Source organism: Roseiarcus sp. (assembly GCF_052145395.1).
Taxonomy (GTDB): Bacteria; Pseudomonadota; Alphaproteobacteria; order Rhizobiales; family Beijerinckiaceae; genus Roseiarcus.
Window position 1 is genome coordinate 1 of record NZ_JBKQOT010000633.1, and the last position, 14,817, is coordinate 14,817.

Genomic DNA, 14,817 nt, shown 5'->3' on the forward strand with positions numbered 1-14,817 from the left:
CAGGCCGCCAACGACAACGGCGGCGGGCAGGTCGTCATCTCCGGCGCCAAGGCGGCGGTCGAGCGGGCCATCGAGCTCGCCAAGCTCGCCGGCGCCAAGCGGGCGGTGTTCTTGCCGGTCAGCGCCCCCTTCCATTGTGCGCTGATGCGGCCCGCCGCCGAGGCGATGGACGCGGCGCTGCGCAAGGTCGACATCCGCCGGCCGAAGCCGCCGCTCGTCGGCAACGTCAGGGCGTCGGCAGTCGAGGACCCGGAGGCGATCCGCGCCGGCCTGGTCGAGCAGGTGACGGGAACCGTGCGCTGGCGCGAAAGCGTCGCCTACATGGCGGCCGAAGGCGTGACGCGATTCATCGAGGTCGGGACCGGCAAGGTGCTGGCGGGCCTCATCAAGCGCATCGCCGAGGGCGCGACCGCAATCAGCATCGGCGCTCCGGCCGACATCGTCGCCTTCGAGGCCGCGAGACACCCGAAACCCTGATCGAAAGGCGCGACCCTTTGTTCGATCTCACCGGGAAGACCGCCCTCGTCACCGGCGCGTCGGGAGGCCTCGGCGGCGCCATGGCCCGGGCGCTGCACGCGCAGGGCGCCGTGGTCGCGCTGTCGGGCACTCGGCGCGAAGCTCTCGAGACGCTCGCCGCCGAGCTTGGCGAACGCGTCCACGTCTGCCCGTGCGATCTCGCCGATTCGGCTTCGGTCGAGACGCTCGTTCCCGCCGCGGAGCGTGCGATGGGTGCGCTCGACGTGCTCATCAACAACGCCGGCGTCACGCGCGACAACCTTCTCGTGCGGATGAAGGACGGCGAGTGGGATACGGTGCTCGCGATCAACCTGACCGCAGCATTCCGTCTGTCGCGCGCGGCGCTCAAGGGCATGATGAAGCGGCGCTACGGCCGGATCATCAACATCACGTCGATCGTGGGCGTCAACGGCAATCCGGGACAGGCCAATTACGCCGCCGCCAAGGCCGGCATGATCGCCATGTCCAAATCGCTGGCGGCGGAGGTCGCAACTCGCGGAATCACGGTCAATTGCATCGCGCCCGGCTTCATCGCGAGCCCGATGACCGACGCGCTCAACGACAAGCAGCGCGAGGCAATCCTCGCCTCCGTCCCGATGGGCCGGCTCGGCGCCGGCGCGGACATCGGCTCGGCGGCGGTCTATCTGGCGAGCGCGGAGGCGTCCTACGTCACCGGGCAGACGCTCCATGTGAACGGCGGAATGTCAATGTTTTAAGGGACTTAATGCGTCTCGACGGAGTCGCGGAAAGCGGCTGGCGGCCCTCTCGCCTTCACGGAAAAGATATGCTATCGACCCCGGTCGTCGCCGGGCGGAGAGCACGCTCCGGGGAGGATTTTCGAGCGTCGGCGTCACCGTAACCGCTGAGAAACTCGAGTCGCCCCCGCGAGAAAGCGGGGCGGCGGGTCGAACGGTCGGCGTCCCGTGCGGGGGTCGATCGGGGAATAGCAACAACGCGGGCGCCTGGGCCCGACGCATAAGGGAAGTTGAGAAAATGAGCGATGTCGCAGAGCGCGTAAAGAAGATCGTCGTGGAGCACCTCGGCGTGGACGCCGACAAGGTCGTCGAAAGCGCCAATTTCATCGACGATCTGGGCGCTGATTCGCTCGACACCGTCGAACTGGTCATGGCCTTCGAAGAAGAGTTTGGCGTCGAGATTCCCGACGATCAGGCCGAAACGATCGTCACGGTCGGCGACGCAGTCAAGTTTCTCGAGAAGGCGTCGGCTAACAAATAGGCGGATTCCGGCGGAAGGGAGGCGTCGCCGCCCTCCGGTACAGGTTTCGCTTAGGACGCTTGGGGCCGGCGTTCCGTCCGGCCCTTGTCGCATTGGGGCATCGGCCTCGGAGGAAAACGGCGGCTGAAAAAAGTTCGAGCTGTCGGATAGGATGGAGCGCATGAGGCGGGTCGTCGTCACCGGGCTTGGCATGGTCAGCCCATTGGCTTGCGGCGTCGAGCAGACGTGGCGCCGGCTTCTGGCGGGCGAGTCGGGCGCGGCGAGAGTCGAGAATTTGGAGGTGTCGGACCTGGCCTGCCAGATCGCGGCGCAGGTGCCGCGCGGCGATGCGGCCGACGCCTTCCGCCCTGACGACTGGATGGATCCCAAGGAGCAGCGGCGCGTCGACGATTTCATCATCTATGGTCTGAGCGCTGCGACCCAGGCCCTCCGCGACGCCGGCTGGGCGCCCAGGACGTACGAGGAAGAAATCGAGACCGGCGTCCTGATCGGCTCCGGCATCGGGGGCCTGGGCGGAATCTACGACGCCTCGATCACCCTGCACGAGAAGGGCCCGCGCCGCATCTCGCCGTTCTTCATTCCGGGTCGGCTGATCAATCTGGTCGGCGGACACGTGTCGATCGCGCACAAGCTCAAGGGCCCCAATCACGCGGTGGTGACCGCCTGCTCGACCGGCGCGCACGCGATCGGCGACGCGGGACGCCTGATCGCCCTCGGCGACGCCAACGTCATGGTCGCGGGCGGAACCGAATCGGCAGTGAACCGCCTGGCGCTGGCCGGCTTCGCCGCCTGCAAGGCGCTGTCGACCGGGTTCAACGACCGACCGCAGCAGGCTTCCCGCCCCTACGATCGCGACCGAGACGGGTTTGTCATGGGCGAGGGCGCGGGCTGCGTGGTGCTCGAGGAATACGAGCACGCCAAGGCGCGCGGGGCGCGCATCTATGCCGAATTGATCGGCTACGGATTGTCCGGCGACGCCTATCACATCACCGCGCCCTCGCCCGACGGGGACGGCGCATTCCGCTCGATGAGCGCGGCGATCAAGCGCGCCGGCGTGGACGTGTCCGACATCGACTATGTCAACGCGCATGGGACCTCGACGCCGCTGGGCGACGAGATCGAGTTGCGCGCGGTCGAGCGCGTGCTCGGCAATTCCGCGGGCAAGACGACGATGTCATCGACCAAATCGTCAATCGGCCATTTGCTCGGCGCGGCGGGCGCCGTCGAAGCGATTTTCTGCATCCTGGCGATCCGCGACCAGATCGCGCCGCCGACCCTGAATCTCGACAACCCTTCGGTGGAGACCGCGATCGACCTTGCGCCGCACGCCGCCCGCAAGCGGCCGATCCAGGTCGCGCTGTCGAATTCGTTCGGCTTCGGCGGCACCAACGCTTCGATCATTTTCCGCGCGGCGGCGTGAGCGGCTTGCCCCCGCGAATCGCCGTTTCGTCACGATGCGCGGTCATGTAGAGTCGCATTCGTGCGCCCGGCCTGAGTCTCCGCAAGGCTCGGGGCGCCATTGAGGCTTTGCGAGAGCGGCGGCACGCGGGAGGCCGACAGGCGGCATGAGCGCACCACCCAGCAACGGCGGCGAGCCCCCGCGGGCGCGAGCGAGCCTATTCCGCCGCGCAAACAAACCCGCCCCGATCATCGCCAACGACGATCCGCCGCCATCCAGGAAGCCGAAGAAGCCCCGGCGCTCGATGCTCTCGTCGCTGAGCGCTTTTCTGACCTTCGCCCTGGTCGGCGCCCTGCTGGCGATCGGCGCCATCGCCTGGCTGATGATGGAGGGACGCCACCCCGGACCCCTGACGGCCGACAAGATCGTCAACATCGTCCGCGAGGACGACGGCGGCAGCATCGCCGACCAGCTCGAGCGCGCCGGCGTCATCGATAGCGCGACCTGGTTCACGCTCCTGACCATGCTCGACGGCGAGCATAGCCTCTTGAAGCGAGGCGAATACGAATTCAAAGCCGGCGTCAGCATGAACGAGATCGAGGCCCTGCTGGCGTCGCACAAGGTCGTCCGGCACAAGATCACCATCCCGGAAGGCCTGACCAGCGATCAGATCGTTCAGCGGCTGCGCGACGACGACGTGCTTCTCAGCGACGTGAAGGAGACCCCGCGCGAGGGCTCGCTGATGCCCGACACCTATTATTTCGAGCGCGGGGATACGCGCCAGTCGATTTTGGCGCGGATGTCGAAGGCGCAGACCCGGATCGTCGAGGAGATCTGGAGGGCCCGTTCGCCCGATCTGCCGATCAAGTCTCCGGGAGAAATGGTCACGCTCGCCTCGATCGTCGAGAAGGAGACCGGCAAGGCCGACGAGCGCCCGCGCGTCGCCAGCGTGTTCGTCAACCGGCTGCAGAAGCACATGCGGCTCGAGTCGGATCCGACGATCGTTTACGGACTGGCGTTCGGCAAGGGCACCCTGGGGCGCCCCATCTCGCGCGCCGATCTCAATCAGGCGACGCCTTACAACACCTACCAGATCGACGGTCTTCCGCCCGGACCGATTTCCAATCCCGGCAAGGCCGCCCTCGAGGCGGTCGCCAACCCGGCCCATACGAAGGACCTCTACTTCGTCGCGGACGGAACCGGCGGACACGTTTTTGCCGATTCGTTCGATCAGCACCTCAAGAACGTTGCGCACTGGCGCCAGATCGAAAAGGACGCCAAGGACCGCTTGGCGCCCGACGCGGCGCCGACCGGGCCCCCGGCGATTCATGGAGAGAACGAGTCGTCCGATCCTGCCGCGTACGGTTCGCTCGTCGCCATTGGACCCGCGCCGCCCACGCAGCCCGCCGTCGTCGCGCGCCTCGCCGCAATCGGCGTGAGCCGCAAGGCGGTCCAGACCGCGATCTCATCCCTCTCAAGCGGCCCGACGGGCGGCAAGACAATCGAGGAACTCGGCGCCGTGGTGGCGGGCGTCAACGATGCGCCGGCGGAGGGCGACGCCTTCGCGGACGCGAGCGCCTCGATCGACGGGAGCGGCTCTCCGGCCTCCGTGCCGCTGTCGCCCGCCATGCTCGCCGATCAGAAGGCGCGTGAAGCGAAGTACGGTCTCGGCGCCCCGGCGCAAGCTGACAATGCGCCCGCTGTCACGACGGCCGCCGCGGCCGCCCCGCCGCCGACCGCTTCCGGACGGCCGCGCATCTACGACGCGTCGGAAGGCACCAAGCTCGATCCGCTGCTCAACAAGACCTACGACCTCAGCTACGCCAAGGTCGTCCCGACCGTGCGGCAGTAGCGCCACCCGTCGCTACCTCGACAGTTCGCCCGCGAGCGCGCCGAGAAAGGCGAGGCAGGCCGCGAGCTGCGACTCCTCGACATATTCGTCCGGCTTGTGCGCCTGATCGATCGAGCCCGGCCCGCACACGACGGTCGGAATTCCGGCAGCCTGAAAGTGGCCGGATTCGGTGGCGAAGGACACCGCGATCGTCCGGTTGGACTTCGTCAGCCTCAGGGCCAGAGTCTCGGCCGCCGATCCCGGCTCGGCGCCGAGCGCCGGGGCGACGGCTTCGACCTCGGTCGTGATCGTCGGGCCGGTCACGAAGCGGGTCAGCCGCGGCAACGCGACCGTATCGACGAACGCCTGCACCTGCCCCACCGGAATCGCGGGCAGCACGCCCGGCAGGCCGCGGAACTCCCAGTCGAAGGCGCATTCGCGGGCGAGAATGTTGCGCGCGGTCCCGCCGTGAATGACCCCGACGTGCAGCGTCGAATAAGGCGGCGCGAAGCGGGGGTCGAGCGGCCCTTTCTCGTACTCTCGCGCGAGGCGCCCGATCTCGCTGACGACGTCGGCCGCCGCCGCGACGGCGTTAGCGCCGAGGGCGGGCAGCGCCGAATGCGCCTCGTAGCCCTTGACCACGGTGCGGATCGTCGCCACGCTCTTGTGCGCGTCGGCGACCTCCATCATCGTCGGCTCGCCAACCACGACCGCGGAGGGACGCGGCTCGTCCTTGCCGAACCACGCGATCACGTCGGTCGAGCCGAGGCAGGTCGTCTCCTCGTCGTAGCTCAGTACGATGTGGATGGGGCGCTTCAGCGGCGAGGTGAGAAAATCCGGAACCATCGCCAGCACGCAGGCGGCGAAGCCCTTCATGTCGCACGCACCGCGTCCGTACAGGCGCCCGTCGGCCTCGCGCATGACGAATGGCGGGCTCGTCCACGCCTGCCCCTCGACCGGCACGACGTCGGTATGCCCGGACAGGACGACCCCGCCGTCGACCCGCGGTCCGACCGTGGCGAGGAGCGCGGTTTTGTCCCCCGATCCGTTCGGCGCGCGGCGGGAGGCGACGCCGTGCGCGGAAAGGTACTCCTCGACGAAGGCGATCAGCGGCAGGTTCGACCGATTGCTGACGCTCTCGAACGCGATCAGGCGCGCCAGCAGCGCCTTGGCCCTTCCGAGAAGGTCTTCGCTCATCGCAAGCTTCCCTGTGCGGTCGCGGCGCGCAAGATCCGAAGAGAGGCGCACGCGCCAGTGGACGCGCCGTCGCGCGTCGCTAGAATGCCTGTCCCATGTACATGGCTGTCACGCATCAGGTCAAAGTCACGGTCGAGCCGACCTTCGAGCCGGACCGTTCCGATCCGGCGGCAAACCACTATTTCTGGCGCTACGACATCGAGATCGCCAATCTCGGCGACAAGGCTGTGACGCTGATCGAGCGGCGGTGGCTCATAACGGACGCGGAGGGCCGCCAGCAGGAGGTGCGCGGTCCGGGCGTGGTCGGCGAGCAGCCGACAATTGAGCCCGGCGCCTCGTTCCGCTACGCCTCCGGCTGCCCGCTGACGACGTCGAGCGGCATGATGGTCGGGGAATACCGGATGGTCGACGAGGACGGCGAACGATTCGACGTCGCGATCCCGGCCTTCTCGCTCGACTCGCCTCACGGCAATCGAACCCTCAATTAGCACCGGCCGGACCGGGCGCGGCGGCCTTGCCGGGGACGGCGATTTCCGTCAAGGCATTGGCATGGCGCGCAGGCCTTTCTCGATCCGCGCCGCAGCGCGCTGGGTCTTCAGAGGCGCGGTGGTGCTCGCGGTCGCCTTTTTCGTGCTTGTCGCGCTGTACGCCTCCGTCGATCCGGTTTCGACGCTGATGCTCGCCCGCAGGGTCGAGGGAAAGCCGTACGAGCGGTTTCCCGTGCGGCTCGGCGACGTGTCGCCCGCCGCGGTCGCGGCGGTAGTCGCCTCGGAGGATGCGACCTTCTGCGTCAACGACGGCGTCGACTGGGGGGCGCTGCACGAAGTGCTGGCCGCCGGCGGAGAGGCCGGCCCCTCGCGCGGCGCGTCGACGCTGACCATGCAGACGGCCAAGAACCTGTTCCTGTGGCCGGGCCGTTCGGCCGTGCGCAAGGGCCTCGAGATTCCGATGGCGCTCGTCCTCGGCAAGCTCTGGCCGAAACGAAGGGTGATGGAGGTCTATCTCGGCATCGCCGAGTGGGGCGACGGGATTTTCGGGATCGAGGCCGCGGCGAGGCGCTATTTCCACAAGAGCGCCAAGGCGCTCGACGCGCGCGAGGGCGCGCTGCTCGCGACCGCCCTGCCTAACCCGTACAAGCGCGATCCTGCCCGTCCGACGCTGTTCCAGCGCCGCCGCGCCGCGGAAATCATGGTCCGGTCGGCGGCCGACCCGACTGCGCTGAAATGCCTGTAAGCGACGTCCTGGGTCGCGCAGGCCAGCGGCTCTGGCGAAACAGCGCAGCCCACCCTACATTCGCGCGACAGGCAGGGTGCAGTCATGGAAGGTTTCCTCATTCGGGCGGTCGTGGTCGGAATCGGCCTCTGGCTCGCCTCGCAGATCGTGCCGGGCGTCGAGTTCCGCTCGACGGAGTCGCTGATCGCGGCCGCGCTGCTGCTCGGCATCGTCAACGCCTTCGTGCGTCCGGTCCTCATCATCCTGACGCTGCCGATCGCGCTGGTCACGCTCGGGTTCTTCCTGCTCGTCATCAACGGACTGATGATCGAACTGGTGGCCTGGTTCCTCAAGGGCTTCGTCGTCGCCGGCTTCTGGCCGGCCTTCTTCGCCGCCATCGTCGTCGGCCTGACGAGCTGGGTCATGTCCGGCTGGATCGGCGGCCCGCCGAAGGGCCGCATCGACGTGGTCACGATGCGGCAGACGGGGCCGGGACGGTGGGAGTGAGCGGGACGATCGTCCGCTAAACCGCCACGATCGCCTTCGTCACCCGCGTGACGACGCAGACCTGGCGTTCCGAGCGCGCCTCGACCTCGCAGAAGGCGAGCTGCCGCCCCGCCCTCAGAACGCGCCCGGTCAGCTCGACGCGGGCGTGCGGCTTCGCCGGGCGGAGGAACTGGGCGTGGAAGTCGGCGGTCACGGCGTGGCGGTCGGCCGGCAGCATGGGCAGTAGCGCCAGCACCGCCGTCGGCTCGGCGAGCATCGAGATGACGCCCCCATGCACTTGTCCGGAAGGCCCGAGACACGCGTTGCCGGCGACGAACGCCAGCACGGCCTGGCCTGGGCTCCAACGCACGAGGGCGAGCCCGACCGCGCGATGCGGCGCGGCAGCAAGCACGTCTGCGATGGCGCGTTCGATCTCCTCGGTCGTGCGTGCGGCGTTCATCGACGTGAGCCCTCGTATTGCGCCCCCCTAGACGCGGTCGTTGACGCCGCGCACATCGAGCGCGGCTTGAATTGGGTGCGTCGACCTGAACGCAATTCACGCTAAAATGCGCTCTTGACCACGCCGCCGTCGACCCTCAGCGCCGCGCCGGTGGTCGCCGAGGCGAGCGGGCTTGCGACGTAGGTGACGAGCGCGGCGACCTCCTCCGGCGTTGCGAAGCGCTTGATGAGCGAGGTCGGGCGGACCTTCTCGAAGAACTCGGTCTCCACCTCGTCGACGCTCTTGCCCGCGCCCTTCGCCAGGGCCTCGACGAAATCGCCCACTCCGCGCGACCTGGTGGGGCCCGGAAGCACGCTGTTGACCGTGATCCCCGTGCCGGCGACGGCCTCCGCGAGGCCGCGGGCGAGCGCGATCTGCGCCGTCTTGGTCACGCCGTAATGGATCATCTCGGCCGGGATCTGTAGGCCGCTCTCGCTCGAGATGAAGATGATCCGGCCCCAGTTCGCGCGCCTCATGCCCGGAAGGTAGAGGCGGGCGAGCCGCGCGCCGCTCACCACGTTGACCTCGAAGAAGCGCAGCCAGTCGGCGTCGGGAATCTCCTCGAAGGGCTTCGGCTCGAAGATGCCGAGATTGTTGACGAGGATGTCGGCCTCGGGCTGCAGACGGACGAGCGCCTCAGCCGCAGGCGCCCGGCCGAGGTCGCCCGCGAAGCCGACCGCGTCGCCGCCGATCTCGGCCTTGATTTTCCTGACAGCCTCGTCAACGCCCTCTTGCGTTCGGCCGTTGACGATGACGCGGGCGCCCTCCTTGGCCAGGCTCGCCGCGATGGCGTAGCCGATGCCGGCGGTGCTCCCGGTGACGAGCGCGCGTTTGCCTTTCAGCTCAAGATCCATGACCGGTCCTTTCGTCCGATAGCGCCGACGGAGCGACGCGACAGGCGTCAAACAGCGGCCACTCAAGCGGACCGCATCGTTGAATTCAAGAGCGGGCGGACATCGCCCGGCTCAGCGGGGTTCGAGCGGGCTCCGCTTCACGGCGGGGGCCGTCGGCGGGCGACCGCCGGCTCGGCGGGCTGCTGAGCCGTCCAGGCAGTCCCTCCCTCACCTGAGCCGCGCCACGGCGATCTCGCCGTCGGCGACGTAGTGGTTGACCTTGCCGAGGTTCAGCCGCTCGCCTTCCTTGTGCCACGTCGCCTTGCCGATAACGCCGGCGGCTTTCAACTCGCCGAGGATGAAATTGCGCTCGGCGTTAGTGTCGTCGGCGGTGGCGTGAGTGAACTGGAAAGTAAACCGGGTGAACGACAGCCCGGTGTCGCGCGTCCCGGCGCCGACCCACAGCGCAGGCTCGTCCAGCGGTGGCCGGTCGGCGTTGAGCCAGAAGGCGGGCGTGTTGGCCTCGCCCGCGCGGTCGGGGCTCAGCGCCCAGAAGCGGATGTGATGGCGCTTGCGGGGGCTGCCGTCGATCGGCTTCTGGAAGCCGATGTCCTGCTTGCGACCGAACAGATAGAGGGTGCTGAACGGCGCGTTCGGGTAGGGCCGGTTGAGGACGAAGGACACGGCCATGCCCCAGGAGCTCTTCAGGCCGAGCGGATCGGCGGCGATCCAGCCGGCGCGGGCGAAGGCGGCGTTGAGCTCGGCGAACGTGCCGACGAGGGCGAGATTGACCGGGTCGCCCGGAAAACCGTCGCCGGTCAGGGTGAAGCTCGGCACGCTGCCGCGCTTCAACAGCTTGAGGCTCATGCGGACGATGCGCGGCAGGATGACATAGGCCGCGATTCCATAGACGAGCGCCAGGGTCAGAATCGTCGGCAACCGCTGGTCGGTGACGCGGAAGACGAAGGCGATCAGCCAGACGGCGAGAACGCCGAGCAGGCCGACGGCGAGCCTGCGGAGCGCCAGAACAACGAACCTCAAATCCCTCACCCTCCTCGGCTTGGGGGCGCCTCGCCGATTGTCGCCGAAGCTCAACCCTTGACGAATGTGGAAGTATGGAGTGAACGATCATTTATGTCTCCTTGGCTTCAGATTCGAGCTGCGACGGCTGCCGATCGCTCGGATCTGCGACGCGCCATCGTCGAGCTTCAGGAGCATGAGCGTCGGCTTCATGATTCGCGTCTGCCCGGGGAGCAGGTCGCCGACGCCTATCTCGGTCGGATCGAGAGTCGGGCGGCTGAGAGCGGCGCCATGCTGGTGGCCGAATGGGCTGGAGCATTTGTCGGCTTCGTCGCGGGCTGGATCGAGGAGTCGGACGCGATCGTCGAGACGCCGGACTCCGATCGCTTCGCCTTCGTCTCCGATATTTTCGTCGCGCCGGAGTTTCGCGGGCGGCGTGTCGCCAGCCAACTTTTGGGCGCCATCGAGCGCTGTCTGGCGCAACCCGGGATCACACGCCTCCGACTGTGCGCTCTCGCCGCGAACGACGCGGCGATCCACGCTTATCGGCGTGACGGTTTCTCGCCCTATGAAATCATCTACGAGCGGCCAATTGTGCGGAGGGCGGAAGCGTCCGACGGCTGCCTTGACCGGGCCCAAGAGCCATCGCCATAACCCACAGGCGTGAGGCCGCCCGGGCGGAAGGATTTTGATTTGAGAGTGGGCCGTCTGACACTTGTGCTCGCGGCGCTCTCAGCGCTCGGCGCATGGCTCGCGACAGCGCCGGCCGCAGCGGCCCGCACCGCCGAAACCGTCCCTCCCCTCTCTTACGTCGGCAGCGAGGTCTGCGCGTCCTGCCACGCAAGCGACGCAAAACTGTGGGCCGGATCGCACCACAAGGCGGCGATGGACCACGCGACCGACGCCTCCGTGCTCGGCGATTTCGGGAATGCGACCTTTGAGCATTTCGACGTCACGTCGCGCTTCTATAGGCGCGATGGAAAATTCTTCGTCGAGACCGACGGCCCCGACGGCAAGCTCGCCGAATTCCAGATCCAATATACGTTCGGCGTCTACCCGTTGCAGCAATACCTGATTGCATTCCCGGACGGCCGGATTCAGGCGCTCGGCATCGCCTGGGACAGCCGGCCGAAGGACAAGGGCGGGCAGCGCTGGTTTCACCTCTATCCGAACGAGGCGATCCCGCACGACGACGTTCTGCACTGGACGAAGCTCAACCAGAACTGGAACTTCATTTGCGCCGAGTGCCACTCGACCGGCGTGCGCAAGAATTACGCCGCCAAGGCGGACACGTTCGCGACGTCGTGGGCCGAGATCAGCGTCGGCTGCGAGACCTGCCACGGCCAGGGCTCGGCCCATGTCGCCTGGGCGAAAGCCCACACAGGCTGGCGCGCGCCGGCGGGCGATGGCGACCAAGGCCTCGTGGTCCGGTTCGACGAGCGCGCGAACCGGACCTGGACGATCAACCCCTCGACTGGAAACGCCGCGCCGAGCGCCGAACCGCCGGACTTGCGCAAGGAGGTCGAGACCTGCGGCCTCTGCCACGCCCGCCGCGGTCAGATCGCCGAGGACTGGGTTCCCGGCCGGTCGCTGTCCGAGACCCACGTCGTCTCGCCCCTCACCCGCGGCCTCTATTTCGCCGACGGGCAGATGGAGGACGAGGTCTACAACTACGGTTCGTTCAAGGAAAGCAAGATGTTTTCCAAGGGCGTCACCTGCAGCGACTGCCACGACCCGCACAGTTCGCAGCTAAGGCTCCCGGGCGACGGCGTCTGCCTGCAATGCCACGCGCCCGACCCTTATGCTGTCGCAGCTCATTCTCATCATGAAGGCGTCGACCCGCCGGTCGGGTGTCCCGACTGCCACATGCCGAGACGAACCTACATGGTGGTCCACGACCGCCACGATCACGGGTTTCGCATTCCGCGCCCCGACCTCACGGCAACGCTCGGGACGCCGAACGCCTGCAACGCCTGCCACGCGGAAAAATCCGCTGAATGGGCGGCGGACGCGATCCAGAGCTGGCGCGGGCCTGGCCGCAAAGGGTTCCAGAACTACGCCGCGGCGTTCCACGACGCGTGGTCCGATGCAGCCGACGCGGAGGCGCTGCTTACTCAAGTCGCGGCGTCTCGCGGCGCCCCCGGCTTCGCCCGCGCCGGCGCGCTCTCCGAGCTTCAGCAATTCCTGTCGCCGCGGACCCTCGACCTCGCCCGGGCGGGCCTCAGCGACCCGGACCCGATGGTGCGAATCGGCGCGCTCGACATGCTGGAGCGCGCGCCTTCGGCGGACCTCTGGCCGATCGTCGCGCCGCTTTTGAGCGATCCTATCCGAGGCGTCCGTATTCGCGCGGTCGATGTCATCGCCGCGATGCCGGCGGCGAACCGGCCCGAGGCCGACCGCGCAGCGTTCGATCGCGCCGCGGCCGAGTTCGTCGCGGCGCAGGAGTTCAACGCCGACCGGCCGGAGGCGCGGCTGACGCTGGGCGGGTTTTACGCCCGCGAGGGACGGAGCGCGGAGGCTGAAGCCGAATACCAGGCGGCCCTCAAGCTCGCGCCCCAGTTCGCCCCCGCCGCGATCAATCTGGCCGATCTCTATCGCCAGACCGGCCGCGACGCGAACGGCGAGGCCGCCTTGCGCGCCGCGATCGCCGTCTCGCCCAGGGACGGCGGGCTGCACTATGCGCTGGGGCTCGCGCTCGTGCGGATGAAGCGGAACGCCGACGCGCTCGGCGAATTGCAGCAGGCGGCGGCGCTCGCGCCCGACAATCCTCAGAACGCCTATGTCTACGCCGTGGCGCTCAATTCCGCCGGCCGCGCAGGCGACGCGCTGAAGACGCTCGCCGAGGCGCTTCTGCGTCATCCCGACAACCGCCAGATCCTCACCCTCATGGTCGAGATCGAGCAGCAGGAGGGCGACCTCGCCGCCGCGCTCGCCTACGCCGAGCGGCTCGCCAAGCTCACGCCGGACGACGCGGACCTCGCGCGGTTCATCGCGATGCTGCGGGCGCAGACGCGGTCGAAGTAGCGTCCCTTCGCCCCGCGAGGTGGAGGCGGCCGCCGATCGCCGGCCGGATGAGGGTATGCCGCGCGATTCGATCTCCATTCATCTCGCTAGGAGTCCTCAGCCGGCGTATTGCCCTCGTTGCAAAGCGTCTTGGCCCGGCGTCTTCACGCCGATGCCGCCAATCGTCAGGACCGAGCACACGTCGCGGTCGAGAGCGCGGACGCCGATCGCTTTGACCGCCATCGTCTTGCCTTCTCGCCATCGGCTGAAAAAGTCGACGGGGCTCCGTTCGATCGCCATCCCACGCTTTATCGAAACTGCTCCAGGAACTGATCGGCTGTAGCCTCTATCTCGTCGTTCTCCGCCTCTCTCCTCGGTAAAAGGCGCGGCGGATGCGCGCCGCCATCTCGTCGCGGGTCCTGCTCAAAGAGCAGGTACAGGTTCTCCGAATGGAGCGACCGGGCTTACCGTCCGTGCGTCGCTCGGGGTGGGCCGCGCGGGGCGCTCGACAATCGCTTTAGTACGGCGCCCGCGTGTGCGCGTAGTCGCCGGTGACGTCGCCGACGAAGATCGAATCCGGATTGAGCGTCCGGACCGGCGCGCCGGGACGGAAGTCGAGCCTTTTCAGGTCGGTCCAGATCACGTTCGGGCTCGTGGTCAGCTCGAAGAAATAGAGCTTGTTGGTCGTGTCTGAGACGGTGCGGTACTCGGTGTTGTAGACGCCGAAGCTCTTGTAGGGCGCGCCGAACGGGACCGACACGTTGCGCATGATGGCGAGCACGGAGGCGACGCCCTCGCGCTCGGTCTTCGGCGTCGGGACCATCGACAGATAGTACGAGGCGCGCTGGAATCGGTCGCGCGGATTGACGTTGCCGGGCAGCGGCATGTCGCTCGAGGGCTTCGAGAAATCCTGCGCCTTCAGGAGCTCGAGCTGCTCAGCGTAGCTCGGGTCGTTGGTCATGACGCGGTAGTCGCGGCCATGGTGCACGACCGGCTTGCCGTCGATGTATCCGATGATCGCGGAATCGCCGCTCGCGTCCTCGAGCGCGAGATGGACGTTGGCCATGTGGCCGTGCGACTCGACCGGAAGGATCTGGATCTTCGACAAGTGGTCGAGCGCTTCGGGGACGCTCGCCGCATTGTCGAGCGCGTATTGCGCCCAAAGGCCCGCATGGACTCCCGGCAGCGCCTTGTCGCGCGCGCCGAAGTCGGTCGCATTGAGATAGAGCATGTGGACGGCGAGGCCGTGGTCGTTGATTCCGTCGGCCGCGCCGAGCCCGAGGAGCTGCGTGATCACGCTGCCGTATTTCGACGTCCAGATCATCGGATTGGGGTCGTTGAGGCTCTGGCTGCCGAGCTTGCCGCCGTCGTGCTTCAGGCCGCGCGGCAGCACGGTCAGGATCGGCTCGGTCGATTCCGGCCAGTCCATCGTCCGCCCGACCAAAATGGCCGGTCCGCCCTCGTTCCACAGCACGCGGGTGCAGGCGAAGCTTTGCGCCGCCGCCAGCAGCGCGACCGCGGCGACCCCGCACGCGGCGGCGCTCTTCAGAACCATTTTCATGAGACCCCTCCAAGGGAAAAAAGA

Annotated in this window: 16 protein-coding genes; 10 read left to right on the forward strand and 6 right to left on the reverse strand. The window is 67.8% G+C overall.

The features are described from left to right. From ACLP25_RS21885 to mltG, 5 genes are all read left to right on the forward strand, one after another. Nucleotides 1–477: ACP S-malonyltransferase (locus ACLP25_RS21885; protein WP_442471254.1), on the forward strand; the 477-nt coding region annotated here is incomplete at its 5' end. Between the two features lie 17 nt (nt 478–494). Then, nucleotides 495–1,232: a 3-oxoacyl-[acyl-carrier-protein] reductase gene (gene fabG / locus ACLP25_RS21890; RefSeq protein WP_442471255.1), complete on the forward strand. Its 738-nt coding sequence runs from the start codon at nt 495–497 to the stop codon at nt 1,230–1,232. Between the two features lie 277 nt (nt 1,233–1,509). After that, nucleotides 1,510–1,752, forward strand: coding sequence for an acyl carrier protein (locus ACLP25_RS21895; protein ID WP_442471256.1), 243 nt, complete (start codon nt 1,510–1,512; stop codon nt 1,750–1,752). Nucleotides 1,753–1,912: 160 nt separating this feature from the next. Beyond that, the gene (fabF, locus tag ACLP25_RS21900) at nt 1,913–3,172 is read left to right on the forward strand and encodes a beta-ketoacyl-ACP synthase II (RefSeq protein WP_442471257.1); all 1,260 of its coding nucleotides are present in this window, start codon (nt 1,913–1,915) and stop codon (nt 3,170–3,172) included. Nucleotides 3,173–3,317: 145 nt separating this feature from the next. Beyond that, nucleotides 3,318–5,003, forward strand: a complete 1,686-nt coding sequence (mltG, locus tag ACLP25_RS21905; RefSeq protein WP_442471258.1) for an endolytic transglycosylase MltG — start codon at nt 3,318–3,320, stop codon at nt 5,001–5,003. 12 nt (nt 5,004–5,015) lie between these two features. On the opposite strand, the gene argE is transcribed toward mltG, so the two are convergent. Continuing rightward, on the reverse strand, nt 5,016–6,179 hold the full coding sequence (argE, locus tag ACLP25_RS21910; RefSeq protein ID WP_442471259.1) for an acetylornithine deacetylase: 1,164 nt from the start codon (nt 6,177–6,179) through the stop codon (nt 5,016–5,018). Between the two features lie 95 nt (nt 6,180–6,274). Here argE and apaG point away from each other — a divergent pair, with 95 nt between their 5' ends. The 3 genes from apaG (at nt 6,275) to ACLP25_RS21925 (ending at nt 7,898) form a co-directional block, all read left to right on the forward strand. Beyond that, on the forward strand, nt 6,275–6,667 hold the full coding sequence (gene apaG, locus ACLP25_RS21915) for a Co2+/Mg2+ efflux protein ApaG (RefSeq protein WP_442471260.1): 393 nt from the start codon (nt 6,275–6,277) through the stop codon (nt 6,665–6,667). A 61-nt stretch (nt 6,668–6,728) separates the two neighbouring features. Continuing rightward, a complete protein-coding gene (locus ACLP25_RS21920) occupies nt 6,729–7,412 on the forward strand; it encodes a transglycosylase domain-containing protein (protein ID WP_442471261.1) in 684 nt (227 codons plus the stop codon). An 84-nt stretch (nt 7,413–7,496) separates the two neighbouring features. Further along, entirely contained in the window at nt 7,497–7,898 is a 402-nt protein-coding gene (locus ACLP25_RS21925) for a phage holin family protein (RefSeq protein ID WP_442471262.1), read from the forward strand. 16 nt (nt 7,899–7,914) lie between these two features. Here ACLP25_RS21925 and ACLP25_RS21930 read toward each other — a convergent pair whose 3' ends face one another. The 3 genes from ACLP25_RS21930 to ACLP25_RS21940 all read right to left on the reverse strand — a co-directional run bounded on the left by ACLP25_RS21930 (nt 7,915) and on the right by ACLP25_RS21940 (nt 10,250). Continuing rightward, complete coding sequence (locus tag ACLP25_RS21930; RefSeq protein ID WP_442471263.1) at nt 7,915–8,337, reverse strand: PaaI family thioesterase; 423 nt, start codon at nt 8,335–8,337, stop codon at nt 7,915–7,917. Nucleotides 8,338–8,438: 101 nt separating this feature from the next. After that, nucleotides 8,439–9,230 carry an SDR family NAD(P)-dependent oxidoreductase gene (locus ACLP25_RS21935; RefSeq protein WP_442471264.1) on the reverse strand — a complete coding sequence of 264 codons (792 nt, stop codon included), beginning with the start codon at nt 9,228–9,230 and terminating at the stop codon, nt 8,439–8,441. Nucleotides 9,231–9,437: 207 nt separating this feature from the next. Then, nucleotides 9,438–10,250 (reverse strand): LssY C-terminal domain-containing protein, encoded by an 813-nt coding sequence (locus ACLP25_RS21940; protein WP_442471265.1) that lies wholly within the window; start codon nt 10,248–10,250, stop codon nt 9,438–9,440. Nucleotides 10,251–10,343: 93 nt separating this feature from the next. Between ACLP25_RS21940 and ACLP25_RS21945 the strand changes: the two genes are divergently transcribed. Both ACLP25_RS21945 and ACLP25_RS21950 read left to right on the forward strand, forming a co-directional pair. After that, the gene (locus ACLP25_RS21945; protein ID WP_442471266.1) at nt 10,344–10,883 is read left to right on the forward strand and encodes a GNAT family N-acetyltransferase; all 540 of its coding nucleotides are present in this window, start codon (nt 10,344–10,346) and stop codon (nt 10,881–10,883) included. Between the two features lie 45 nt (nt 10,884–10,928). Continuing rightward, entirely contained in the window at nt 10,929–13,253 is a 2,325-nt protein-coding gene (locus ACLP25_RS21950) for a tetratricopeptide repeat protein (protein ID WP_442471267.1), read from the forward strand. A 96-nt stretch (nt 13,254–13,349) separates the two neighbouring features. Here the strand turns inward: ACLP25_RS21950 and ACLP25_RS21955 are convergent, their stop codons facing one another. After that, nucleotides 13,350–13,532, reverse strand: coding sequence for a hypothetical protein (locus tag ACLP25_RS21955; protein WP_442471268.1), 183 nt, complete (start codon nt 13,530–13,532; stop codon nt 13,350–13,352). A gap of 217 nt (nt 13,533–13,749) precedes the next feature. After that, nucleotides 13,750–14,817, reverse strand: a 1,068-nt coding sequence (locus ACLP25_RS21960; RefSeq protein WP_442471269.1) for a linear amide C-N hydrolase, incomplete at its 5' end; no start/stop codon positions are given.